Here is a 24,856-nt window from a genome sequence, read left to right on the forward strand (position 1 = left end):
AGAAAATTACTGAGAAATGCATATAGGAGGTGATTACATGGAAGGTGTTAAGGAGATTGGATTACGTTATTTGAGTGAACAGGACGCAGAAGAATTGCAGACAATCGTAACCACGATGGGTAGTTACGGCGTTGGTAATAAATCTATCCTGGATGCTGTACTTTCTCGATTTAAAAATTGGGATCTAGTCGAAGAACTTCGAGGACTACTGGCATAAGCCGGTAGTTCTTTTTATTATAACTATAATATGTCCATTAAATTAGGTGGTATATAAAGATACATAAAATAAATCTATGTTAGGGGGTTAATATGAGCAAAGATACTTGGAAAATTAACTTGTCAGTCTGTGAGAAGATCATGGGATGGCGATGGATCGAAGGTACCCATTATGATGTAGACAGTAACGAACAATCAATGTGGCTACTGCCCTCTTCAATGGGTATTTCCGATGTTGGACCAGGTGAATGGACATTCTATGATTTAGATTTACCTGTTAATCAACAATACTCCAAGTTAACAATTTTTGCAGTCCCTGGATATGCTGATGTAATGGGACGCGCCTGGGAAGTGATTAACTGGGCAGTTTCAAAAGGCACATATTTTATGGACAGTTTCGTGCAAAATCTAATGACGATGACTGAGACTGAAACTTATGGTGCAGATCGTGATTATCAGGCAATTGCCGAGTTATTCAGTAAAATGACTCCTCTAGCAATATGTAAAGCCGCTTTAAAAACTCTCGAAGAAAATTAATTTTACGTTGAAATGGGGAAATAATTATGTTGGAACAGATTAGAGCGATCCGAAACACTGCTATTCGTAGTAAAGATAAAGAGGTTCTTACGTCGGCACGTGAAGTGTTGTCCGAAGTCGATAATTTTCGGATTGAATTTAAGCGCGAGCCTAATGACGAAGATATGATTGAAATTGTTAATCGTCAACTGAAGATGACTAAAGAGTCTATCGATGAGATTGAAAAATCTAAATCGATTTCTGAAAATACCGCTACACGATTAGAAATGTTGAAACGACGCGTCGAGTTGTATACTGAGTGGTTGCCAGCTAAGCTTAATGAGGATGAAATTCGGGATATCGTAACTAAGATTATCAACGACAACAATTTTACACGCAAGGATATGAAAGATTTCCGCCAATTGCTTAACCCTTTGGTTAAGGGTAAAGCTGACGGTAAACTCGTAACTGCAGTTGTCGATCAATATCTTAAGTAGTCTCTGAAAATAATTAAATATAAATACATCATAGGGGGATTTCTCATGAGAAAAGGAATTTTCAAGTATGTACTGGTTGTCGTGTTGATTATGCAGGTGATGTTTGTCACCTCCGCTAGTGCTGATCCTGCGAAGGTGGTACTTAAACCGGGAGAAACCTATGAGTTTGTCGTAACTGGTCAGACTTCTGCATACTACCATGTGGGATTCACGCCTACTCCGGCAACACGGGGACACTCCGTTGATATCGTATCTTATGATAAATTTGGCAACATTATCGAAAAATTCGATAAAGTATCTAATGGTACTGGGTTCTTGGTTTATGCCGAGGGGCGTTCATCGATCACAAATACAGGTGAGGGTGATTATGCCATCAATTATCCTGACAATTATGTTAAGGGTCAAAAGACCGGAACAGCGCTTGTAGATGTAGAACAAAATGGTTCGGTCGATATCGAACCTGGCGAAACTTATCGTGTAGAGTACACTGCCGTTGATGAATCTCATACTATCGATGTTGTTATTAACAATCCTAACGGTTCTGAGATTATCTATAGTGTTTATGCTAAAGAAAATACCTCATCCGGATCATCAGACGGTTATTTTCCAGTAGCTGTGCCGAATATGGGAAGTGCGGAATTTACTAACAAAGGTGACGGAGTTGTTAACCTGCAGTATTACTCTCACTGGATCAAAGTTTCTAAGGTTGAGAAGTCAGTTGAATTGGTTGCTCCGGATAGTAAATATACTGTCACTGCGCTTACGCAGGGCAATACAGTTAATGTTGAAAATATCGGTGGAATTATGACACAGTTCAATGTTGATTCTAAAGGTGCAGCATTTAAGGTAACTGTTTACGATACAGCTAATACTATTGTGACAGATACACGCGAATATCCTGCGGGTTCTGATGCTTCTGTAACTCTCTATGAGGGGAATCATGCAGTAGTAGAGAATATCGGTAATAATGATTCATCTATCGTTATTCGTGGACTCGATAGACGCATAGTACTTAAATAAACATATCACAAAAAGCAGGGGGATTATTTTACCCCTGCTTTTTATTATTACAGGTTTCAGTCGTAATAATTAACTAGTATGGAATTTATAGTTTAATGTGAAGGAGAACTTGCCGTGACAATGAAGGGACTTACTGAAATTGCGCTTGTTGTTGACGAAAGTGGTTCGATGGACAAACTAAAAATGCCAATAGTTCATGGGTTGAACTATATACTATCTCGGCAAAAGCATGAAAATGGTTCTGCAACCATGACTATTGTCAAGTTCAGCGATAATTTACGTTATTTAACTTACAATGAAAACGTAGAATCTATATTACCTTTCGATGATAATAACTATTTCCCTATGGGAAATACGTTACTTTTGGACGGCATTGGCGACACTATAGACTCTATCGGGTGTAGGTTAGCAGACATTGAGGAGAATGGGCGACCTGAGCGAGTTGTAGTTGTTATCATCGCGGATGGCGAGGATAAACTGAGCAAGAACTACGATTACGAGAGTATCGCTAGTAAGATCGAATTACAGCGAAGTAAGTATTCTTGGGAGTTCATACTTATTGCTGTTGGACCTCTATCTATTATGGAAGCACGGAAACTTGGAATCCCAAAAGATCGGTCATATTGGGTAGATGCTACTAGTGAAGGAGTACTCAAGGCAACTGAAGCTATTAATCGGGCTTTGACTATGGTACGAAACGAAGGATCAATCGGTGAAAACTGGAAATTTTAATGTGATATTATAGTATCCTCTCTACTTATTGTAGGGAGGATTTTTTGTATTGGGCGTAAATGAAATCGTTGGGTGATCATTACCAATATAGATTGTTGGAGTAAAAAGAAAGTTGGAGGAAATAATGTCAAAAGAGATTTTGAGAAAGATTTATCGTTATAACAGGTATTTTAAGAAACAACATGAGCGGATATTCGATATCCAAACTGGTGACATTCCGGTTATTGTTTCAGCTCCTCATGCAGTACCTGTTTTAAAGAAATCATACCAGAAACCTGGTGAGAGTTTTACAGGGGCTTTGGCTATGTATTTCAATGATGTGCTTAACGTACATTCGATTTATTCTCTGAATCTTGGCAGAAGAGATCCTAATCGAGATAGGAAGTGCATTTATAAGAAGACTCTCCTAGATCATACACTTCAGCACAATATTAAATACGTTATCGATTTACATGGCGCTACTAATTCTCACGGATTCGCCGTTGATTTAGGCACTAACCTATCACAAAGTATTGATCCCAATTTAGTTGGGGATATTATCCTCGCCCTTAACTATTTTAAGGTCACGCCTGTAACTGAGAATAGCGTATTTAAGGCTACACGTTCCTCGGTAATTACAAACTATATTTCAACTCTGGGCAGTGATGTCCAGGCAATTCAGCTTGAGATTAGTAAAGACTTCCGAGACCCCTTTCACCAACCCGAAAAATTCCTCAATTTAATCGACGCATTACAAACAATCATTCTGATCATGGAGCGTGCAGCAAATGCCAAATCTCGAGTTAACTATCAAATCAACTAAAAAATTCCAAAGTCTTCTTCTTGAACTTGCACAAACAATGGGGTTTATGATTAAGATTCTCTCCGAAAATAGAATTTACCAGATAATTAACGAAGTTACTGGAAAATCTATTTTCCTATATAATGCCGATTTAGGCATGAACAGTTCATCTTCGCTATTGGCGGCTAAAGATAAAGCTGCTACTTATGGATTGATGTCACACTATGGTGTACCTACTATCGAACATATCCAAATCGATACTGGACCTGATAGTGATTATATCTCCGAATGTACGAAGTATTTGCAGGACTGGGGAAAACTAGTATTGAAGGACAATGAAGGTACTCAGGGACGTAACGTATTCTTGGTTGAGGATCAGGAAAGTTTGCTGATTCATCTGGATGTACTGAAAAAACGTGGTAAACGAATCTGTGTATCCAGATTTTACGATGCGGAGTTGGAAACACGTTGTATTGTATATAACGGTGAGGTTAGAATCGCTTTCTCGAAGTTACGGACTAATTCATGGAAACACAATTTATCTCAGGGTGCAATGCCGATCCCGATTCAGTTGAATAGTCCTGAGTCCGCTGAAATCCAGCATATTGCCGTAAGTGCCGCAGCAGCGATTGGGATGCAGTTCTGCTCCATTGATATTATGGAGACAAGTTGTGGACCGAAAGTACTTGAAGTTAATGGTACTGTGCTGATGAATCACTATACAAAATACAGCGAAGCACATAAAAATCAATCTCTTGATCTGTACCGAGAAATCTTCTCTGATATCTTGGAATAGATTTACATGAACCACTCTAAACTGGGGTGGTTCTTTTAATTTGCAATACAATTAATTTAGAGGAAATTAAAATTTACATTGGAGGTATACGTATAATGATTCATGAATTTCAGGGAATAAACGGAGTTACGTCACACTGTGATATAACGATAAACGGGAATGTAGTTATTTGTACGGAATTGATATCCAACCCCGGTACGAGTGTTACTAATATGGCTGAAGCTATTGCTGATATGGTTGTTGCGAGATATAATTTAGATCCGCATAAATTAATTTGGCTTGAAAATTATGAGAACAATCATAACAAGTTTTACGATATCGTTACATTTAACTACAGGGACGGAAGATTCACTGATCCCTCTTGGCAATCTATTTCATCCGAACGTGCACATGTAATTTGGCATACTAATTCGTTATAGAGGCGGATTCCATTTTGGAAATTAAATTTGACGCTATACTTATAGCTACGTGGGAACACTTCACGCCTATTGATATTAATTTTGAGGATAACACTCTAACTGCATCACTTAACGGAGTATCAATTAAAACTTACAGTTTTTCGACTGACGGTAATTCGGGCGAGGTGGTGCTCCGCCAGTATACTGGAGGAAGGGATATAAAATATAAGGACGTTTACGCAGGGGATATACTACGTGACAAAAGAGGTAATATGTACTATATAATTTTCGCTGATATGTCATTCAGAGCCATGTATAAAGATGGGTACTGTTATAAGTATTTTTTTGACGATGAAATTATTGGCAATATTTACACCTCACCAGATACCATATCTTGGTAATAAACTCCTTAAATACTCCTTTTAATTAAGTAGTATAGAATTAATGGTGTGAGATTATACGTATAAAATAAACGGATTGGAGAAAGTCAAAATGTCAATTCCATTGGTAACACAACGTGGTAATACTGCAATATGGACTTACATTAAAGGAGAACCGACACAGTTTGTAGCTATCGCAGGTCAAGAGGAAGTAACTATCCAAGAAGGTAGTCTTGTGTTGAAGACTCTACGATGGCCTGGCGGTGTTCCTGATGATACTACCCAATTTGAGTACGCGATCAAGAAATACTTAGAAGGTGACGACTTCCTTCAGGTAATTTACGAAAGGAGATAGTTCATGACAACATCGGCTATCATCTCGGTTGTAGTTGTAGTACTTTGTGTATTTATTCTGATTAAAGTTGCAAGTACTATTGTACGTACTATTGTTTCGGCATGTTTGGTGGTATTTGCAATCTTCCTTTTCATGAACGGCGGAGATATCACAAAAGCATTTACAGACACTAAAGGTGTAGTAACTGATGTCGGGGATAAGGTTGTAGATACTACTAAAAAGGTCCAAGATAACTTGGATAATGTGGTAGATGGTGTAAATAAAGCTAAAGATACTGCGGATAAGGTAAAAAGTGCCTCTGAGAAAGTAAATGCAGCTAAAGAAGCTATCGAAGGCGTTGGCAAATAAGCAGCACAATCAATAACCTGCAATCACAAAATGAGGATTGTAGGTTTTTTAATGTGGAGGTGTCTTATGGATAAAATAGAAACGATAATGAAGTTCATTGATGAGCATCAGGGACAGTTTTGTCAGTTAATAATGGACAGTAAATACGTGGCAAATAACGAATACTTCGCAAGTGAGGACTTTACACTAGACACTTATTTGATTGAGAATGAACATATAACTATCAATTTTAGTGTTAAGAAAATTCCCGCTACTTATAGAATGTCGTTCAACTTAGTTGCGGAAAGTATTGTAGAAGATAAAACATTGACTATGTACTTGGTTAATAATCAGAAGACAGTTCTTAAGATTGTTGAGCCACGATACCAATATGTTCATGTTTACAATAATGATGAATCGTCTACTATTCCTTACTCACATCTGGTTGAATTTGCACTAGCATTGGTACCTGACTTAGCACAGGAATTTTCAACTATTGTTCGCTTATTTCACACTTACGAAGACTACGAAAATAATATTTCAGCTACTCCGTATTTCACTGAGATGATACGTAACGGTAGTCTCAAAGGTACGTATGATCATGTAACTGACCAAATAATACTCTATCTATTTAACTATAATATGACTGATGTCGAGTATAATATTATTCATAACACATTGCACGAGTTGCGTCACGTTTACCAACATAAATATAACCCAGAGGAAATGAAATATCATAGGGAAACTGAATCTAACATGTTAACAGGTCAAGAATATCTTGACACGTGGCCAGAGCGTGATGCAAATGATTTTGCTGCAATGATTATGGATGTTAATTATGATTTAATATTCCACGTCATAGCTGAATTCAGACAGCATTACGGTATTAAATAACAAATATTTGGAGGACAGTCCCATGATTAATTACGTACACAAACGTGCAGTATACGATTATTTTTGCAATGCGTGGACAGATAGACAGAAATTAAATTTCAGGTTTACTACATATGAAGGTACTGATGTATTTGATGAATATATCACACATGTAGGATATGTCGATGATACTCTTGTAATGACAACAACTCGGGAAAATATTGAGATAAATCTTAAGTCGGTCATAAGTATCATGCAAAGTACAGGTAATTTAGTTTTAACATTCGATTCTGGTGAGATAGTGGTCAATCATAATTACATGTAGACTTTATACAAATATAAGGAGGTATGGAGTATGTACACGTTAAATTGGGATGAGATTGATACACTGGTAAGCATGCGTATCCAGTCACTCGCACATAGTGTAGCAGTTACAGAATACAGTCTACTAATAAAAACTATTCTAAACAGTATGGGTGAAGATTTTATCAACGAATTTAAGTCTCGTTATCCTGCTGAAATCATTGATCATATCTTGAAATAAAAAATAAAAGCCTTTCCTTAATCGGTTAGGCTTTTTATGTATCCTTTTATAGGCTAAGATATTAAATAGAGTAAGATTTTTATTGATAATTTGGGTTATTTTTATTCTCGGTAATTTTCCTCCATTGCTGAAACTTGAGCCTTCAGGATTATCTATGTGAGTTCGAATCTCACAGGGCTACAAAAATTTAGGAGGACTTCTTTATGACTAGAGAAGAAATGATTGCGGATGCGATCGAACTAATGAAAGTGAAAGTTGAGGGTTATGTCGAGAACGGTGGGAAAAGTTACAAAGATTGGACTTATGATGAAGCTGAACATGACCTTTCTTATCTCGAACACAACTTACCTGAGATTCTAACTGTCCTCCAAGATTTAGAGGGACCTCTCAGTTACGGAGCGTTCTTCAAGGAGTTAGGCAGTCTTAACTTACTATCAGTACCTATCAAACTATGGAATCCTGAATCTTTACCATCTATGCAAATTCGATGGGATCGATTCCTGCATTGGTTCCGTGGTTATAGCTTCCAGGTCAGTGGTAGTCCTGAGGGTGACGGTGATTATGGATCATCTAGTACAACTATGGCCAATGATTTAGAAGTTCATACTGTACTTGATCCAGTTATGAAATCTTTAATTGCTTTCAGCCATGTCTGTCAGGCAACAAATAAGTATGATGAATTCTTCAAAACTATTTCAAAAGATCCTTTGTTATTCAATGATTTCATGCAGCTAACGAATGCTGATGAGAATATTCATTGTGATAACTTTGATCTTGACAATATTCTTGGTATTATCCAAGAAGTTGATGATTTGCCACGACTTCCAGATGAAGAAATCTTCCTTTGTGAGAAAGGTTCCGGTGATAGTGCCGATCACTCAGTATTTGCTGTAGTTGCCGTATCTACTGAGTATGTCGCATTTGGTTTCATTGGATCCAATAAGTGGACAGCAATCGGTATTCCGGAATATGTCGAGGGTGAATTTGATAAATATTCCCCTTGGGAGGATATCAGCAAGCGCCAATACTACAAGATCATGTGGAGACGACTGGCTTGGATTCTGATGAGTTACAACGAAATCACTGCAAATTACCAATATGTTTACCCTCATCGTAAAGGTAAACTTACCTATATCAAAAAGGATCGTTTCGGACATTCTTCAGCCTTCGCTGGGAATATGGGTGAACTCGAACAGTATATTGAGAAATCCGCTAACGAGTTCGATGACTTCCGAGAGTAGTTAACACTTCCGCCACAGGTTAAGTTGATCTGTGGCGGATTTTACTTCTCAACCGATTCTTTGCAATAATTGTCTATATATGGTATAATAGATAATAAAAAGGTTAGGAGGATGTCTGATGACTAACTTTAAACTGGTCAACACGCCCGGAACTATTGGTCATATCCAGGATTCCGAAATTAAGCCTTTTCCTGAAGTTTCACGTAGTCTCAACGAAAGTTTCCGTAACAGCGAGCAAATTATCTTAAAACTGATGCGTGAACGGGGTGACCGATCGATTGAACCTATTAATTCTCGCCGGGCCTAACGGTTCTGGTAAATCTACTATTATCGAACGATTAAAGCACGGGGAATATTTTCCTGAGATTTATATTAACCCTGATGAAGCTGTTAAAGGAAGTGACTTCTCTTCAATAGCGAATATTGAAGAGAGATACATAGCTGCAATGCAATATTGTGAAGTACTTCGCAAAAATGCGATCGAATATGGATTAAGCCTTGCGTTTGAAACTGTACTCTCGCATCCAGAGAAATTAACATTTTTACACGAATCACGACAAAAAGGTTATATGGTAGAATCGGTATACGTAACCACTAGAGACCCTCGTATTAATATCGAACGTGTAGCTGAGAGACATTCTAAGGGTGGTCATGATGTTCCTCGTGATAAAATAGTATCGCGATATTATAAAAGCATGTATAATATGTTAGGATTATTCGAAGCATCAAATACGATGACAATCTATGACAATTCTGATTCTAGACCTCTCGCCTTATTATACAAGTATGGTACACGAATTTACTTATTAAATCGTGAGTATAGAGGAAATTTACTGGATGAGTACTTATTCCCTCATATCACCAACAGAGAACAATACCAATGGTTCGATCTCACTTATGCCGAGACTATAAGTCTTATTGAAAACTACCGACAAGTATCCGCTGGACTTCAATACTTTGACGAATAGATGTCCTCAGTATTATAGGTAAGATTGGTATTGAGGTGATTTTATTGGATAAAGTCAAAGTTAATATCGAACAGTTTCTTGCATTGAATGTACTTAGGCGCCGTTATTCATACGGGGATGATATTATCGTCCTTGCAATACATGATCTCGGTTGGATTGATAAAGAAACCCTTGCTTTAAATAGTTTAAGTCGAGATGAATTGCTGAGAGCACTGCATCACGGATACTCTTTTGCCTAGGAGGTGAAACCAATGTCAAAGCTTAATCTTTCCATTATTATCAAGAATATTCAGCAGATCGTTAACAACTTCGCTAAAACTAGCGGGGTTATTATTGTTGCAGGTCAGTGGTGGCAGCAGTGGCAGATCAACTGGAATATGGATAATAATGCGAAAGACGCAGAGATTAGGCCTTGGTATTCATCTCCACTTGTATCCTGATATAGGAACAATAACTGGATTGAATTTAAGGGACTCGCGTATTTCGCGGGTCTCTTTTTTATTGAGCGGAAGAAAAATTACATGGAGGTTAAAATATGAATAGTACACGAACAAAAATAACAGATACTATTATTAATTTGCGCAATCATTATGTTGAGAACTATAATAACATTGATGAGTATGAATTAGAGTTAATTAATACCGGAAAATGTTTTAATATCGCTCAAGGTGTTGTTGAACAGCTGGGCAGTGATACTGATATCTGTATCATAGATACTGCAACAGTCATGGGATACGCTGAGCCTGATTATGTTTTCAGCTATCAACCTGGTCTAGGGTATGCTAGTAGAATTATAGAAGATAATCCGCACATATTGGACATCCTTTTCGGATATCACCAATGGATTTACTATGAAGGATTGCACTACGACGCAGAACATCCTTATGGTGTATCTGATTTCATGGAACTCAAATTTTTTGTACGTCAGGTATCTTATGGTGTAAGCAAAACTGGGTAGTACTGTATCTGTAATCCAATAATAAAGGAGTTGAGAAGTATGCGACAGCGAAACTCGCAGAAGGTGCGACAGATGCTAATAATCACTGTTAGACGATGGCGACACTGCAAATTACAGCCAAAATTTACAGTACTGAATAGTTTAACTTTAAAAAACTACGGATATCGTGGTCTTCTTCAGTATTGCCTAAATTAGTCGCATAATCTCAAAAATATCTATAAAATAACTTAAAACTCCGTTGACTGGTAAAGATAAATGTGGTATTATTATAAGTGTAAGGAAGAGATACCAAATAAATGAAACAAAGTCATAAATTAACTCGCATGATTGGTGGTAGTCATTATGTATTGGGTAATTGAACGTAATTTTTATAGTCAGCACAATCATACACTACTCACTGAGTCTCTCGAACGCTTAGGTATTCCTTATGAAGTAGTCAATACTGTCGATTGTGAAATTTCAACTGTAAATAACATCGAAAATTTACGAGATAATGGAATCATTGTATGTGGAGGAACTAAGTTATCCGCTTACGCACTACATAATCGATTAGTACCTGGAAGTTTTATCAACCATAACTTTGATTATGATAGATGGTCTCAGGCTTATGGTGAGTTCCTTCTAAACTATGGTGCTCTGGTTGGAAAACTCCGTGAAATTCAGCCCTATTATAGTCAATTCTTCATTCGACCTAGTGAAGACACTAAAGCTTTCAATGGCCAAGTAATGAATTTGGACTATTTCAACGAATGGCGTTATAACTTTCTGGGTACTGACTATGGCTTTAACTTCGCTAATGACAATGTTGTAATTGCAGAATGTAAAGAGATTTACGCTGAATATCGATTTTTCGTGGTCGATGGTGAAATTATATCCTACTCGCAATATAAGTCAGGCGGTACAGTTTATGCTAGTGATAACGTCGAATATGATTGTATCAGTTTTGCAAAAGATATGATTGATATGTGGGAACCTTCACGGGCATTTGTAATTGATATTGCATTGACAGCAAACGGTTATTCCGTTATTGAGATTAACAATATTAATTCATCAGGATTTTACGCGGCTAATGTACCAAAAATTATAGACGCATTGGATAATATGAAATTTTAAATAATATTGAAGGCGGTGAGATACATGCAACGACAGAGTGACGAAATCCGACAGCGTATTAACTTAATAACATTGCCCCTTAGCTTAATGGTAGAGCTCCTGACTTTGAATCAGGGTACGCATCGGTTCGACTCCGGTAGGGGCTGCCATCTCGGAGGTTTGCCTAGTGGTCGAAGGCTCCAGACTTTGAATCTGGCGGAACATGTTTCCCACATCGGTTCGAATCCGATACCTCCCGCCATAGCCTGTTAGCCAAGCGGTAAGGCACGACACTTTGAATGTCGCACCGTAGGTTCAATTCCTGCACAGGCTGTTAATATAGGAGAGTAAAGATACGGGATAATCGCTCGGTCTCCAAAACCGTAGTAAGTGGGTTCGAATCCCGCCTCTCCTGCCAACAACTAAAATTACATAATTTTATATACATAAATAACCTGTTTATCTGATAAGTATCGGAGAGCAGGTTATTTTATTACAATGAATCTTCAATCTCATTAATATAAAGATAATCATTATAAAGTATACGGGGTATTCTATATGGCTAAAAATAACTATGAAAATTATGGAACAATTGAAGAAATATATGTAGCTGTTTTGCGGGGAGAACTGGGTAGGTTGCCACGAGGTACACTTAAAGAGGATGATTCTATGCGGAGAATTTTAATTCATTTCTTCGAGAATATTATGCAATGGTCACGTGACGAAATCGCAGCTAACCTTGACGGTGAACTACTGAAAAAATACAAACTGTTAGGAATTTACTCACATTTCAATGGTGGTACCTATGATCTTTTAAATTTTACTTACCCTGGAGAGTACATGCCGTGGGAATTGAAAAAAGTACCGCAGAATTATTGGAATGAGGAAACATATGCTATCGCTACACGTTGGTTGTTTGAGGAAAAATTGAAATGGAGTCACGAGGACGTTTGTAATAACCTCTCTTACGATACATTCCGGTATAACGGCTTATACGGTATGGTGCAAAGTTCATCTAATGATTCATATAATCTTTATGATATTTTAGAGTTCGCATACCCTGGTCAGTATCATCCTTGGAATTTACCTGCAGGTTTCCGTGGAATTTGGGACAAGCAAGGCAATCTTCTCGGAGCAGTGCGTGACTTAATCGGTAATAAACTTAGATGGTCGGTTCAAGATGTATATGATAATTTTAATGCTTTCACTTTGGCAAACTTAGCTAAATTCTCCAACACCAGTAGCGCGAATAGTGGGCTTCAGCTATTGTTTGAAGCTTATCCTCGTACATTTTATCCTTGGAAATTTAAAACCATTTACAATGGATTTTGGAGGTCTGGTGACAATATTACTTGGTATGTATATCATAACGTAGTCGATAATGGTATCGGCTATAATGATTTTGTCGATCGTTTGTCAAGTGATATTAGGCTATATACAGCTTCACGGAGATATTTCAACGATGAAGAGATAATTTACTATATCGCACGTGCTTACGACGTTAACTACTTCCCTCCTTATTAACTAAACTATAATTTATCCTTTTAAATAAGTTGTGATGAAGTAATAGTGTTGTGTAATAAAATTAACTGTATATTAATTCCTAAGGAGGTACAAAATGTCCGTATTAAATATCAGTGAATTACCTTATGAAAAGGATGCTAAATTCAAATTACCTTTTGATACTCAGTGGGAAATCCTCAGAGTTTACCTTGAAAGTAAAAATATCGATCTTTCGGATATCAGTTCGATTAGCACGCACCTCAGCGCATTGGTCACAATTATTGACAGAGGTAAGCCAAGATTCACTTATACAGAAATCGAAGCAATTGACACTTTGTTGAGTATCGATACATATGGAAAAATGATCAGCGGTGATTATAATATGTACCTGCACGAGTATTTAGAACTCACTGAAGATACTTCATGGCAAGCACCGGAGATTTACAACAATCATATATCTTTGTACTATAACGATAGATCAATCAACACTGCACTAAGAAAAATTTTGGATAGATATAAAGACTCATCTTTGTACGAATTCAATATCGATATTACATTCAGGGATTGGGTCGAACAACGGTTAGAAGTAATAGTTAAACGTTTGAGTCTTCTTTCAGAAGTACTCGATATGAATGATGAGGAACTCCAGGAGCGTTTTGGGTATAGTCATGAGGATAATGTACTGGTTAACCGTCTATTCTTGAACAATACCGAAGACTACTCTCTACAAAGAGTATTAAATCATGTAGCAAGTCAGCTAAAAACTAATGGTCAAAAACGAGCATACCTAGGATATATCGAAAATTTACTGTTATGCGAACAGGAAGGTATCGATATTAAGTTACATTGGTATAAATGTATTGATCGGATTCTTGAAGAATTAAAAAGATATTAAACAACTTACAAGTACCCTGGCATTCGTGCTAGGGTATTTTCCGTTGATAGAGTCAGATATTTATCGGATTCATTTAGTTATATGAATAAAAGGGTTCTGGAATAATCGTATTATTAGGGGGATACATAATGGGACGTGGAACTAAGACCGAATGGATATTTATAAACGTAGTAAATGATGTCGAGGAATCCTTAACTACACGTAAATTTAAAGATCTCACTGGAAAGGTTTATGGAGAATTAACCGTTATGTCACTTGACAGATATGATACAGAAAAGAGATTAGCCTACTGGAATTGCGAATGTACCTGTGGTAATCCTCGTATAGCAAGTGCCTATTCTCTAACTAAGAGTGACGTCGTTGATTGTGGAGATTATTTTAATCATAAAAAATTTAAACCTATCGAAGTTAATGCCGGTATCCAAGGACTTAAATTAGGCAAGATGTCTTATATTCAGCCTCTTGTAAGAAATAATATCATTTACTGGGAGTATAGATGCGACTGTGGAATGGACGGTTATATAAAACAGAATCGAATTGAGAAATCTTCAACTAGATCTTGTGGGTGCGATAACGGAAAGCCTGGTCACGGGCCAGGGATTGTTCCTCCTATTTTTGGAAAAAGATACGGATGCTTTACAGTAACAGATTTAGCAGATAATCCTGAGGGTAGTGCTAATATCCACTTCGTAGTTGAATGTGACTGTGGACATAAGGATATTGTCGAACTTAAATATATAAATTTAGTCAAAGAGCATAATTGCGGGGCTAAATATAAATTTGATCCAGAATTATCCGCATTTAATCCCTACGGGACTCCTAAACGAGATATCAAGGGATTACGTAGAGGTAAGATTGTAGCTGACGAATTCCTTGGTAAAACCTTCGGTGGATCAGGCATTTGGCGATGCAAATGTGATTGTGGCAACTACCATTACCTCACAGATACTACTGAAAATTTGGGCGCATACTCCTGCGGATGTTACCGACCATATAGAGAAGGATAATAAATAGGGATACCTTCATGTAACTTAGTTGCAACCTTAAGGTATCCCTATTTATTTTATACTCTCTTTGAATTGACGTATACAGTATATAACAAGTAAATAAGGATACGGAGGGATGATTAAATGACTTATACGTCCGTTGTCATCAAGGATGGAGCAGTTTTAACTGAAATGGATATCATTTCACTAGGTGAAAAGACTGTCAATGAAATTTCTAAATTCAGTGATAATCTACTCAGTAAAACTCGTGAAGTTGATATCGTAGATTCAGCTTCAGTCGTTAAGAATGTAACCAAAGTATTATCGAGATTTAACAAAGTAGATTTTACCAAAGAAAAACACGGTATTTTCAACCCTTTTGGAATATTTACACCGATAAATAAGTTAATTGCCAAGTACCAATCTATCGGTAGTGAAATTGAGAAGCTCTCAGACTCTGTAAATTTGCATGAGAAGCAGATTAAGGAATCTGTAGAAATAATTAATCAGTTCATGGCAGTTAACAGTGCGCATGCAGATGAACTCGTATTACTTATTGAGAAGATTAATAAGGAAATTAAATCTTTATCTCTGATCGAAAGTACTGAGAAAACAAAAATGTTGGAAACTTTGCTTGAACAGCGTAAATTCGATTTACAATCATCATTAGAACTTACATACCAAGCTGAAGCGCAGCTGCTCATTATGCAAAAGAGCAACTTTAATTTACTACGGAAATTTAACAGTATCTTTGTTGTAACTCTTCCTGTATTTAAGCGGAGTATGGTTCAGGCTATTGAGTTGAAGAAGCAGAAATCAGCAGCTGAAGCTATCGAAGCGCTTGACAATGCTTCTAACACGCTCGTACTGAACAACGTCAAGAATACTGTAGAGCAATCGAATAAGATCGCTGAAATGAGTGGAAAATTTTCGGTAACTCCTGAGACAATTATTGAAAGTTGGGAGTACCTGTCCGCTGGTATCGAAGAATATAAGCGGATTGAGGAAGAGAACGCAAATCAACGCAGCTTAGGATTACAGAAATTTGAGGAATTTAAGACTAAATTTGGAGGTGAGACGTTAGTTGAGTACCTCGATAAGCCAAATACAGACGGAGTTCCTGCTGTTCGAGGTTGACTATAAGCGTAATCAAAGTATTTTTGTCAATCTTAAAAAATTGGCAAAGGATGTATCAATATCCAAACTTGAGCGTGTCAACTCTCAGACCTACGAAATCGCTGAAACTTTATTGAGCATCTCGCAAGAGTATTTACAAATTCAACTTAAACTTAATAATACCGACGCTGATAGTAAACTCTCTGAACTGATTAAATCCGATATGTTAAAAAGCATTGAATCAAATAATCGGATATTAGCGCAGGTTGAGGTAAAACTTAAGGAATTACTTGATCTTATTGTCGGAAGAGATACTTTATTTAAGGGGAAACGTGTTAGTATTTCAGACTTCGCATCTGAGGATACTAGCGGACCCTTCTTTGTATCAAAGTACGAAAAAGTACTTGAAAAGCGATTATTTAATCCAAAAGCACTCAGTGCATACGTAGTACCTTTCCTCATATCGATAACAATATTTACACTCGCTATCAGTGGAAGTATAAATAGTTTCGCTCAGTGGCTATTCTCTTCAGTTGGAGGTAGTATATCAGGCAGTTCAACTGAGACTACTGAGAGTATATCGGATGTATTCTCCTCACCTTCACTGGGACCATCTTTTGAAGTATTACATTCCATGTTCAGTACTATGGTAACTATAGCTTCAACTATTATAGTAATGATATCATTTATGATGGTCATGGGTATTGTATTCAAATCTATCTTATCTATCATCTACGTTGCATTACCTAAAAATGTGGCTATACCGATACTCACAAGAATCATCAATCTTGATAGTTTAGAGTTAGACTCCGGTGAGAGGTATGTCGTAGTTGAAAAGTTTAACTTGTATCGTGCCAAGGAAATCCTCGTAAAATTGAGACAGTCTTCTGCGTACAGAGATTCAGAAGTAGTCAACGTTTTACACAGCAACCTCAAAGATAAATCTGTTGATTCTGTACTCTCGCTTGAGGACAACTATTCAATACTATTAACTGAGGAACTGTATAAAATTATTAATTCGCAGAAATACGGTAGCGATATTGTAATAAGTTCTCTTTCCAGAGGTACAGATTCACGATTTAGGGATAAGACACATCTTAATATTCAACTATTGAAGATGCGACTTGGACTAAATTAAAATATTACCCTCGACATTGAGTCGGGGGTTTAGTCATGTAATTTAACACTATCCTTAATTAGTCCTTTTAAGTATATTATTAGGATATATAAGGTAGATAATTAAATAACATCATAAGAAATCACTTAACTAAGGAGAGATACAATGCCAAACTCTGCGGAACCTGACTTTGACACAATTATTCGTGATATTAAACCCTATGTAACTAAAAATGTACGATACATTGTCAAGAATTATCATGATATTGAGGACGTTGTGCAGGAAGTGCTTATTAAGATTGTTAGATTCTATCATAAGTATGATCCGAATGTATGTAAGTTCGAATACTGGGTCAGCAAAATTACTAAGAATCAGTGTATCGATTACCTTCGACGTATTAAACGCGCTGATGACATCGATAATTGGCAGGACACCCTTTACAATAGTGAGAATATTCAGGAAACGGTGGAAAATGCCGAAATAGCTAAAGAGATACATAAGAATCTGGATAAGATTCCTGAAAAATATAAACAACCTTTCTTATTACGTCATGTTAATTGTATGACACACCAAGAAATTTCTGACACGCTATCTATTCCTATAAATAATGTAAAAACTCATATTCATAGAGCAAAGAAGGCCGTGCAAAAGCGTATGGATCGGTATCATATTGCCTAATTCAGTGACTATTATTGATCCATAAAAATAAATACTAGTATTGGAAAGGAGGTGAATCATATGGATACTGTTTTCGATGAACCATTTTTGAGTTTAACTATTTCTAAGGGTGACGAAACTTACGAACTTAGCGAGGAAATCATCAAAAGTATTATCTTTTCTCCTGAGACGTCTGAAGTTACGTCTGTACACCATAACGGCGAGACTGTGCATATCAAGAATATTGATGTTGTCGTATATAACATGATTGTGTACTGGTCAGGTTCGACTGAAATTGATACGGTTTATGCAACATAAATTTACTGTGTACTGGAGGAAGGACTGTGACAAAGAGTAAGAATATACTTGACGATTTCGGTACAGGTGGTCACATCTGGAGAAAAACTCATAGTGAATATACTATTGGTAAGGGACAACTTTTACATCACATTGTTAAGTGTGTAAATTGTGGGGCTATGGGTACTTGGAAGGGTGCGCATGAATCTGTAAAAAGTCAAGTTGCCGAATGTAAAAAATAACTTGAACTGAGAAAATATTCGGTTCAAACTTTATGGGGATAACGGAAAGGTAATTAAATTACTGGGGGTTCAACTCCCCCTACCCTCAGCTGCAACTAATGCCTCGCGGTTAATAATCGCGGGGTATTGTATTATCGTTAAGATGCCAATTTTACTTATAGTAAGAATAATTAATAAATACAGGAAGGGTGTCAATTGTTGAAGATTAACGTAACTCACAGATTGGATAGCATTGATTTAAACGCTACACGTTATGACAGGGTTGGCGAATATATCTACATAGGCACTGAATTATGCCACGTAGTTTATTATATTGATGTGCAAGGTAATTATGATGCACTCGAAGTCAGTTACCGCAAAGGTGCCGAATACCAACATTCAATCTACAAGTTAGATTTCTTCGAATCTCACGTAATACCTGATTATCTCTCTGATATTTTTATCAAACTTCGCTACGCTTATTGGAACAGATATTCCAACTTGGTAGATGAATCGCAGATCGTTCAGTAATATATCACTGAAATTAAGGTATAAAGGTGGAATATTATGTCATTTCAGACCGTGGCACAGGTAGGTAAATCTCTTTCAGAGTACCAACTTGCGATATTAATCCGAATGTCACAATCCCTTTATGCTGTCACTAATGAAGGGGCGAATTTTTCAGCTTGGTATGAGTATTCCAATCACGTTAGACTGGCTATTCCTTTGAGACGGGACTCGCTTAACATTCTGTATAGTAAAGGGTTAATCACCTCATACGAAGCACGGATTCCGACGAGAAATTACTACTATATCATTTCGGAACGTGGACTAAAAGTTTTGGATACGCTCAAGGATAGAGATACGTTGTTCAGAAAATATCAAATTTAAACGCAAATGAGGAATTTACATGGCATGGAAATACATTAAAATGGCAATCAACGGTTCATTATCCGCAGCATTTGCTGTATTTATGTGGAACACTAATTATAAATTTTTACTCGGTGCTGGAATTCCTCAAGATTTCTCCTTTGTTGTATCATTCCCAGTTGCAATATCCTTCGCAATGGTAATTCTGATTATGCTAACGCTAGTATTACCTGGAACATCCACTGTGGATAGTACCCGACAATTGCAAGGAAACTAAATTAGTAAGGGAGCGTATTTATGTATACATTCAGTTATGCTGAACTACAGTTCAATATTTTCGATAATAAAAAGGTGGAGTTGATTTATGACTCAACTAGCTCACTTAAAGGTGATCTGATAAAAACACCTGATGATATTATCGTGGCTCTTAATGCGTTGGGCGAACGTAGATGGGATATCGCCGATGTAACAGTACTCTCAACTGGTCATAGTCACGTGCGAAAATATTACACACTTAAAAAATCAGTCAGTATTAGTTCACGGAACCCTTAGGAGGATAAGTATGTACGTAAAGGACCACTTCGTCGGTATCAGAATTTATGGCTTTTGTAATGGTTTCTTCGGTCGTGATAACTATGAAACTAAGGATATCATTGCAAGTGGTAAGGATTGGATTGTTGCTGTGTGTGAGGAAAACATTCCTAGGTTCGCTAGTTTCCATGGATATCCTGATGGGAAGATGGCAGAGTATATTGAAGAATGGTCTAAGTATGGATTGGATGACGACTGATCTTTTTGAATTAACTGGAGGTGGAAATTATCGGTAGACGTGCATTAAAGGCGCTCACGATGGCATTGGTTGTTATCGCTTACGTACTCGCTTATGGTTATCTGATCGACCCTTATATTCAGAGTAAGGCGATTGGATTTGTAGTATTGATCCTGATTGGCGTAACAATCGAGTATTTTGTCTCAGGACTCATTAAGAAGAAATGGAGGAAGAAAACTGATGGGTAGTGCGCTAAGATCGATAACAATGACTTTACTGGGACGATCTGGAGCAACACTTACAGGTACTTCCCTTGCATTTCTTGATGATGTTTTTGACATGTTGGACGTAATTAAAGGATCTGACGCACTAATTTTCGGAGTACCTGCTTTTATTATTTATTTTTTCATCATGAGTGATGACTAACATTGGAGGAAATTATATGAAACGCAAGATTATGGGTATCACTACAGCAGTCCTGATGTTGGCTTTGGTTGGTTGTGGTAAGGCAGATGTAACTGAAGTTGCAGATACAGCTGTATCGGCAAGTGCTGAAGTGACAGCCGAAGCTACGACTGAAATGGAAACACGTGAATTCCAAGGAATCACCTTTGAGTTCGATAAGTCTTATACTAAGGTTGACGAAAAGACAGATACGAATTTTACGTACGCAGCATATCTTATGGACGCAGCAAACTCAACAAGTTTCAATATCGTAGTTGAGAATTTACCTGCTGATATTACTCTTGAGAAGTATATGGAACTCTCATTCGGTGGTTCTGGTATGGTCGCTGACAGCGAAGAAACTGTCGAGAAAAATGGGATCACTTGGTCAGTAGTTTCTACGAATAATCAAGGACTCAAGTTGGACCAGCATACATTCATCGAAAATAAGAAAGCATACATTTTTACATACGCGAGTATGCCTGATGGTTACGATGCATTGTATGACACTTACTTAAAAATTATCGACTCTGTTAAACTTACAGAGAAATAAGGAGGATAACTTGCATGGGTGGGCCTGATTTCTTTGAGAAAATTGAAAGTACTGTACGTATGGAAGAATTACTTAATCTGTGTATAAAAGTAGCGTATGAAAACGCGGCTAATACGGAAGTCTACATCGGAGAATACGATTATTTTGTTGATACAACTACCGAATTGTATGAAAACTTGACTATCGGAATTTCGATGAACAGCGCTGATCCAGTAAAAACGTACGTTGGTTACATTGACGGTCTCTTGTTCGGTGTACCTAAGGCAGGTGGAGTACCTACACTCTACATTAATCAAAACAGTTTGTACTTGAATAACGGAACATATTATCCTGCTCTGACTGATATCAAATCAACAGTAAAAATGGACTATCTCCGTGAAGATTGTGAGAAAATCCTCAAGGATGCAGGTGCTCACGAAAGAGTCTACTTGGAAGAGTTTTATATTTACTTTGACGTATATAATCCAATTTACGTAGACGCCGTGGAAGCGCTTAGTAAACATTTCCGCGATCCAGTTGATGTCATTATGAAAGATATTAGCAGATCGCTTTTCAATGAGCAGATCGAAGGTGCACCTGAGATTTATTGCAGTGGCACTGGAGTTTATCTCCAGACAGGTTCCGTTGAGTTCAGAGCTAAGTCCAATATCAATCGTTATCAGTAATTATATATAAAGGTAAAGTTGGTATTAACCTAAATTAAGAGAATTGCAATCATGATATTCACTATACATGGTTGCGTTCTCTTTGAACTCTGGAGGACATCTATGAGCAACCTGGGAGCAACACATACAGTAGATATGATTGTAACAACTCTTTTTAACCGAAAAAGTAATGAAGATTACCCACGATATGTTTTAGGTTATCTTGTAAGAAATTTAGCTACAGGTAATTCCAAGTTAGTTGCACGTGAAGAAGCATTTATGATGGGATTCAAACGTGCTGAAGCACATAGCCAAGGATTGGTAGATTCGCCATTGTTTTTTGACAACGCATCAATACATACTTTTCAGTTCCGTGGTGATTATGAATATTTCCTGTTAACTGAGGAAAACGATTATTTCCGTGATGAAACAATGATTGCAGATTTTACAGCACGAAATCGAACTTTACATTACGATCGTGAATATAGTTCCGCTGAAGCTATGGAAGTGGCTGCTTTTATGGCGGATCGAGTAATTGCCGGAGAGTTCGATTCTACTGATCGAATGAAGGATATCATTTACCATTACCGAAACATCCTGTATCCTCGGGCATATATTAATGGTGCAAATAGTTTTAGTAATATCAGAGATTTATCTGACCGTATTCGCGGAGAAGATGACAAAGAACGTAAGCAACGCCGGGCAATGTACGGCAGAGACTACAGATAAATTTAGGAGGAAATTACATGAGTCTTAGTATTCGTACGATACCTACTATTATGGGAAACTGTTATATTATTGAGGACCAAAATACAGGTAGAAATGTTGAAGTCATGGAGTTGCAAATCAACGCTATTATTAGTACTGACCGGGATATGGGGTCATTACCTCATGCTGACTGGAGTAAGGATGGAAATAGTATTAATATTGTGCATCATGGTAAACCTGAAAGACGGAATATTACTTTCACAGTCGAGGATTTTTATTCAGCTTTAGAACAATCTTAATTTAATATGAAAGGATGTCAACCATGGAAAGAGTTCCTTATGACGTAGGTAAACGACCTGCGGGAGTAATTGATACTCCTGCTTACAAACTTAAAACGCGAACTATGATATTGAAAGCCGGTAGTGATGCTTTGCACCAGCTCGGAAATATCGGCACAGACATTGATGATAATATTTTGGTTTATGCCGAAGACAAAGATTACTATATCGGAAAATATGTCACTGGTTTTGGTTTCTTCGATGTTCACTTCCGCAAAGATGATGTACGACCTTTGACTAGGGAAGAAGTAGACGAATTTAATACACAGTACCTTGGTATTGATGGACAGGTATTCAATAAGAATAACATCGATTATGATGGATATAGTCCAGACAGCTCTGAGGGGTAAATTGACGAATACATTAAGTAAGTATCACATGATAGGGGTGAGTTGTTATTAAGGGATTTATAATTGCATTTTTGATTGGATCCGCCCCAGGTATCATCTACTACTGTCACGATAGTATTCGACGTTATAGGTTGGCAAGGTACTGGAGATCCAAGATGGATTAAATTAAAAATAAAAATGTGTTTGTAAAAACCGGATCAATCGATTCGGTTTTTATTGTTTCGTCAGACCGCCCATCTAGTTATAGAATAGGTAATAAATAATATGATAGTTTATGTGTAATTCATGAATCGATCTCAATTTACAGCTTGGGTCCAGGTATAAGGAAACTTTATTACACGATTACTATTATATTAGTCAAATTACACTAATATAACTTTTAATCGGAGGTACATCTATGACTTACATGCGACTTAAAACAGACTTGTCTGAAAATTCATTTAATAACCGTTACAACTATAATCCTGAAATTATGGAACTGCACTTGAACTATGCAGATATTCTTGATAAAACTCTACTGCATCAGCGTATTGAGCAGCTTCAGGCTAGTGGAATTGACGTCTATTTACATCACCCTATGACATTGCCGAATGGGGAAATGCTTGATATCATGGCATTGGAAGATGAGAAGTACATTGCATATTTAGATAACATTCAAACAATGGTTGAAACTTGTAAAATTTACGGCATCAAGTGTATTGTACACGCACACTATGCTAACACTGAAAGTAGCAATCATTTGAGTCTTGAGAAAACTCTTGAGATGCGGGATAAAATTTCGGATATCCTTTCTTATGGACGTGAATATCTGCTTTGGGAGGATACAATTGAGGGTCTCTTCTCGTATGATAACCCTTACCTTATCGAGTATTTGATTAAACCGCTGAATTTGCCTTTGTGCCAAGATATCAGTCATTCCTTCATTGCATTGAAAGGTGATAATGAGAAATTGGTAAATGTCACTGAAGCTGTGAAAGATCACTCTCAGTACTTTCACGTTGTGGATAGCATGGGTGAAACACACGACGGATTGATTCTTGGTGAAGGTAAGATCAATTGGAAAGAACTTAAACCCTATCTTGAGGACAAGCCGTTCATTTTTGAAATCGGACTAACCGCTCCGTATCATGATTGTTCGCCAATGATTGAAAGTGTAAACTATTTCAACAGTATCTAATATTTACTGAGAACTATCTTAACGGGTAGTTCTCTTTATTTTATTAAACTATTAACTATCGTATTAATTAAGTTGTATACAGATACAAATATAACTGGAGGTTATGTATCGATGGATCATTTTCTCAACTGCAATAATGTTGTCACAAGGTTGGTCGAAGAATGGGGACAGTACGGCAAATTGATTATTGCTTATGATTTCGACAACACTGTTTACGATTATCATAATAAAGGGTACTCTTTCGATCACGTTATTCAATTACTCCGTGACTGTAAGGAAATGGGTATGCACTTGATTGTGTATACTGCTTGTGAGGAATCGAAGTTCGATTTCATTCGCGATCATCTTAACAACAATAACATTCCATTCGATAGTATTAATCAGCATGCTAGTTTTGTTCCTTTTCAAAGTGGAAAGATCTACTATAATCATTTCCTGGATGATCGAGCAGGATTACGATCAGCTTACGAGGATTTGCGTTCTGCTATTCGGGTGATTAAACAATACGATAAATAAG

At 37.1% G+C, this 24,856-nt stretch carries 40 protein-coding genes and 2 tRNA genes; all 42 read left to right on the plus strand.

The features are described 5' to 3' along the window. Positions 1–37 precede the first annotated feature (37 nt). The gene (locus ABGV42_RS00800) at positions 38–217 is read left to right on the plus strand and encodes a hypothetical protein (protein WP_347379917.1); all 180 of its coding nucleotides are present in this window, start codon (positions 38–40) and stop codon (positions 215–217) included. 92 nt (positions 218–309) lie between these two features. Then, positions 310–753 carry a hypothetical protein gene (locus tag ABGV42_RS00805; protein WP_347379918.1) on the plus strand — a complete coding sequence of 148 codons (444 nt, stop codon included), beginning with the start codon at positions 310–312 and terminating at the stop codon, positions 751–753. 26 nt (positions 754–779) lie between these two features. After that, positions 780–1,229 (plus strand): GatB/YqeY domain-containing protein, encoded by a 450-nt coding sequence (locus ABGV42_RS00810; RefSeq protein ID WP_347379919.1) that lies wholly within the window; start codon positions 780–782, stop codon positions 1,227–1,229. Positions 1,230–1,274: 45 nt separating this feature from the next. Beyond that, entirely contained in the window at positions 1,275–2,249 is a 975-nt protein-coding gene (locus ABGV42_RS00815) for a hypothetical protein (protein WP_347379920.1), read from the plus strand. Between the two features lie 114 nt (positions 2,250–2,363). After that, entirely contained in the window at positions 2,364–2,981 is a 618-nt protein-coding gene (locus ABGV42_RS00820) for a vWA domain-containing protein (protein ID WP_347379921.1), read from the plus strand. Between the two features lie 124 nt (positions 2,982–3,105). Further along, complete coding sequence (locus ABGV42_RS00825; protein WP_347379922.1) at positions 3,106–3,783, plus strand: hypothetical protein; 678 nt, start codon at positions 3,106–3,108, stop codon at positions 3,781–3,783. Beyond that, on the plus strand, positions 3,749–4,558 hold the full coding sequence (locus tag ABGV42_RS00830) for an ATP-grasp domain-containing protein (protein ID WP_347379923.1): 810 nt from the start codon (positions 3,749–3,751) through the stop codon (positions 4,556–4,558). The genes ABGV42_RS00825 and ABGV42_RS00830 overlap by 35 nt, the downstream gene beginning before the upstream one ends. Before the next feature lie 95 nt (positions 4,559–4,653). After that, a complete protein-coding gene (locus ABGV42_RS00835) occupies positions 4,654–4,977 on the plus strand; it encodes a hypothetical protein (RefSeq protein WP_347379924.1) in 324 nt (107 codons plus the stop codon). A 14-nt stretch (positions 4,978–4,991) separates the two neighbouring features. Beyond that, on the plus strand, positions 4,992–5,357 hold the full coding sequence (locus ABGV42_RS00840) for a YopX family protein (protein ID WP_347379925.1): 366 nt from the start codon (positions 4,992–4,994) through the stop codon (positions 5,355–5,357). A 91-nt stretch (positions 5,358–5,448) separates the two neighbouring features. Beyond that, on the plus strand, positions 5,449–5,691 hold the full coding sequence (locus ABGV42_RS00845; protein ID WP_347379926.1) for a hypothetical protein: 243 nt from the start codon (positions 5,449–5,451) through the stop codon (positions 5,689–5,691). Between the two features lie 3 nt (positions 5,692–5,694). Continuing rightward, entirely contained in the window at positions 5,695–6,039 is a 345-nt protein-coding gene (locus tag ABGV42_RS00850; RefSeq protein WP_347379927.1) for a hypothetical protein, read from the plus strand. A 66-nt stretch (positions 6,040–6,105) separates the two neighbouring features. Further along, positions 6,106–6,912 carry a hypothetical protein gene (locus ABGV42_RS00855; RefSeq protein ID WP_347379928.1) on the plus strand — a complete coding sequence of 269 codons (807 nt, stop codon included), beginning with the start codon at positions 6,106–6,108 and terminating at the stop codon, positions 6,910–6,912. A gap of 22 nt (positions 6,913–6,934) precedes the next feature. Continuing rightward, positions 6,935–7,216, plus strand: a complete 282-nt coding sequence (locus ABGV42_RS00860) for a hypothetical protein (protein WP_347379929.1) — start codon at positions 6,935–6,937, stop codon at positions 7,214–7,216. A 30-nt stretch (positions 7,217–7,246) separates the two neighbouring features. Then, complete coding sequence (locus ABGV42_RS00865) at positions 7,247–7,435, plus strand: hypothetical protein (RefSeq protein ID WP_347379930.1); 189 nt, start codon at positions 7,247–7,249, stop codon at positions 7,433–7,435. A gap of 203 nt (positions 7,436–7,638) precedes the next feature. Further along, positions 7,639–8,676: a hypothetical protein gene (locus tag ABGV42_RS00870; protein ID WP_347379931.1), complete on the plus strand. Its 1,038-nt coding sequence runs from the start codon at positions 7,639–7,641 to the stop codon at positions 8,674–8,676. A 118-nt stretch (positions 8,677–8,794) separates the two neighbouring features. Next, positions 8,795–8,983 carry a hypothetical protein gene (locus ABGV42_RS00875; RefSeq protein WP_347379932.1) on the plus strand — a complete coding sequence of 63 codons (189 nt, stop codon included), beginning with the start codon at positions 8,795–8,797 and terminating at the stop codon, positions 8,981–8,983. Continuing rightward, positions 8,955–9,644 (plus strand): zeta toxin family protein, encoded by a 690-nt coding sequence (locus tag ABGV42_RS00880; RefSeq protein WP_347379933.1) that lies wholly within the window; start codon positions 8,955–8,957, stop codon positions 9,642–9,644. Before ABGV42_RS00875 ends, ABGV42_RS00880 begins: the two co-directional genes overlap by 29 nt. 44 nt (positions 9,645–9,688) lie before the next feature. Beyond that, complete coding sequence (locus ABGV42_RS00885; RefSeq protein ID WP_347379934.1) at positions 9,689–9,883, plus strand: hypothetical protein; 195 nt, start codon at positions 9,689–9,691, stop codon at positions 9,881–9,883. Positions 9,884–9,895: 12 nt separating this feature from the next. Then, entirely contained in the window at positions 9,896–10,084 is a 189-nt protein-coding gene (locus ABGV42_RS00890) for a hypothetical protein (protein WP_347379935.1), read from the plus strand. 95 nt (positions 10,085–10,179) lie between these two features. Next, the gene (locus ABGV42_RS00895; protein ID WP_347379936.1) at positions 10,180–10,602 is read left to right on the plus strand and encodes a hypothetical protein; all 423 of its coding nucleotides are present in this window, start codon (positions 10,180–10,182) and stop codon (positions 10,600–10,602) included. A gap of 342 nt (positions 10,603–10,944) precedes the next feature. Beyond that, positions 10,945–11,715: an ATP-grasp domain-containing protein gene (locus ABGV42_RS00900; protein ID WP_347379937.1), complete on the plus strand. Its 771-nt coding sequence runs from the start codon at positions 10,945–10,947 to the stop codon at positions 11,713–11,715. A 242-nt stretch (positions 11,716–11,957) separates the two neighbouring features. Beyond that, positions 11,958–12,028, plus strand: a tRNA-Gln gene (locus ABGV42_RS00905). Positions 12,029–12,035: 7 nt separating this feature from the next. Next, positions 12,036–12,112 (plus strand) — tRNA-OTHER (locus tag ABGV42_RS00910). A 140-nt stretch (positions 12,113–12,252) separates the two neighbouring features. Next, the gene (locus ABGV42_RS00915) at positions 12,253–13,218 is read left to right on the plus strand and encodes a hypothetical protein (protein WP_347379938.1); all 966 of its coding nucleotides are present in this window, start codon (positions 12,253–12,255) and stop codon (positions 13,216–13,218) included. Between the two features lie 94 nt (positions 13,219–13,312). Next, positions 13,313–14,092, plus strand: coding sequence for a hypothetical protein (locus tag ABGV42_RS00920; protein ID WP_347379939.1), 780 nt, complete (start codon positions 13,313–13,315; stop codon positions 14,090–14,092). 128 nt (positions 14,093–14,220) lie between these two features. Further along, complete coding sequence (locus tag ABGV42_RS00925) at positions 14,221–15,099, plus strand: hypothetical protein (RefSeq protein ID WP_347379940.1); 879 nt, start codon at positions 14,221–14,223, stop codon at positions 15,097–15,099. Between the two features lie 123 nt (positions 15,100–15,222). After that, positions 15,223–16,215, plus strand: a complete 993-nt coding sequence (locus tag ABGV42_RS00930) for a toxic anion resistance protein (RefSeq protein WP_347379941.1) — start codon at positions 15,223–15,225, stop codon at positions 16,213–16,215. Next, positions 16,163–17,332: a hypothetical protein gene (locus ABGV42_RS00935; RefSeq protein WP_347379942.1), complete on the plus strand. Its 1,170-nt coding sequence runs from the start codon at positions 16,163–16,165 to the stop codon at positions 17,330–17,332. The genes ABGV42_RS00930 and ABGV42_RS00935 overlap by 53 nt, the downstream gene beginning before the upstream one ends. A 144-nt stretch (positions 17,333–17,476) precedes the next feature. After that, positions 17,477–17,989 (plus strand): RNA polymerase sigma factor, encoded by a 513-nt coding sequence (locus ABGV42_RS00940; protein ID WP_347379943.1) that lies wholly within the window; start codon positions 17,477–17,479, stop codon positions 17,987–17,989. Between the two features lie 60 nt (positions 17,990–18,049). Next, positions 18,050–18,286, plus strand: coding sequence for a hypothetical protein (locus ABGV42_RS00945; protein ID WP_347379944.1), 237 nt, complete (start codon positions 18,050–18,052; stop codon positions 18,284–18,286). 26 nt (positions 18,287–18,312) lie between these two features. Then, positions 18,313–18,507 (plus strand): hypothetical protein, encoded by a 195-nt coding sequence (locus ABGV42_RS00950; protein ID WP_347379945.1) that lies wholly within the window; start codon positions 18,313–18,315, stop codon positions 18,505–18,507. 546 nt (positions 18,508–19,053) lie between these two features. After that, positions 19,054–19,377, plus strand: coding sequence for a hypothetical protein (locus ABGV42_RS00955; RefSeq protein ID WP_347379946.1), 324 nt, complete (start codon positions 19,054–19,056; stop codon positions 19,375–19,377). A 19-nt stretch (positions 19,378–19,396) separates the two neighbouring features. Beyond that, positions 19,397–19,633 carry a hypothetical protein gene (locus ABGV42_RS00960; protein WP_347379947.1) on the plus strand — a complete coding sequence of 79 codons (237 nt, stop codon included), beginning with the start codon at positions 19,397–19,399 and terminating at the stop codon, positions 19,631–19,633. Between the two features lie 285 nt (positions 19,634–19,918). Further along, entirely contained in the window at positions 19,919–20,146 is a 228-nt protein-coding gene (locus tag ABGV42_RS00965; protein WP_347379948.1) for a hypothetical protein, read from the plus strand. 20 nt (positions 20,147–20,166) lie between these two features. Beyond that, positions 20,167–20,373, plus strand: a complete 207-nt coding sequence (locus tag ABGV42_RS00970; protein ID WP_347379949.1) for a hypothetical protein — start codon at positions 20,167–20,169, stop codon at positions 20,371–20,373. A 194-nt stretch (positions 20,374–20,567) separates the two neighbouring features. Next, positions 20,568–21,122, plus strand: a complete 555-nt coding sequence (locus ABGV42_RS00975) for a hypothetical protein (RefSeq protein ID WP_347379950.1) — start codon at positions 20,568–20,570, stop codon at positions 21,120–21,122. A gap of 14 nt (positions 21,123–21,136) precedes the next feature. Beyond that, the gene (locus ABGV42_RS00980) at positions 21,137–21,787 is read left to right on the plus strand and encodes a hypothetical protein (RefSeq protein WP_347379951.1); all 651 of its coding nucleotides are present in this window, start codon (positions 21,137–21,139) and stop codon (positions 21,785–21,787) included. Positions 21,788–21,889: 102 nt separating this feature from the next. Continuing rightward, a complete protein-coding gene (locus ABGV42_RS00985) occupies positions 21,890–22,495 on the plus strand; it encodes a hypothetical protein (RefSeq protein ID WP_347379952.1) in 606 nt (201 codons plus the stop codon). A 17-nt stretch (positions 22,496–22,512) separates the two neighbouring features. Beyond that, positions 22,513–22,773 (plus strand): hypothetical protein, encoded by a 261-nt coding sequence (locus ABGV42_RS00990; RefSeq protein WP_347379953.1) that lies wholly within the window; start codon positions 22,513–22,515, stop codon positions 22,771–22,773. 23 nt (positions 22,774–22,796) lie between these two features. Then, a complete protein-coding gene (locus ABGV42_RS00995; protein ID WP_347379954.1) occupies positions 22,797–23,162 on the plus strand; it encodes a hypothetical protein in 366 nt (121 codons plus the stop codon). Positions 23,163–23,559: 397 nt separating this feature from the next. Beyond that, positions 23,560–24,339 carry a TIM barrel protein gene (locus tag ABGV42_RS01000; protein WP_347379955.1) on the plus strand — a complete coding sequence of 260 codons (780 nt, stop codon included), beginning with the start codon at positions 23,560–23,562 and terminating at the stop codon, positions 24,337–24,339. A gap of 111 nt (positions 24,340–24,450) precedes the next feature. After that, complete coding sequence (locus tag ABGV42_RS01005; RefSeq protein WP_347379956.1) at positions 24,451–24,855, plus strand: hypothetical protein; 405 nt, start codon at positions 24,451–24,453, stop codon at positions 24,853–24,855. The last annotated feature ends 1 nt before the right edge of the window (position 24,856 follow it).

It is taken from the genome of Paenibacillus pabuli (assembly GCF_039831995.1).
Classification (GTDB): domain Bacteria; phylum Bacillota; class Bacilli; order Paenibacillales; family Paenibacillaceae; genus Paenibacillus; species Paenibacillus pabuli_C.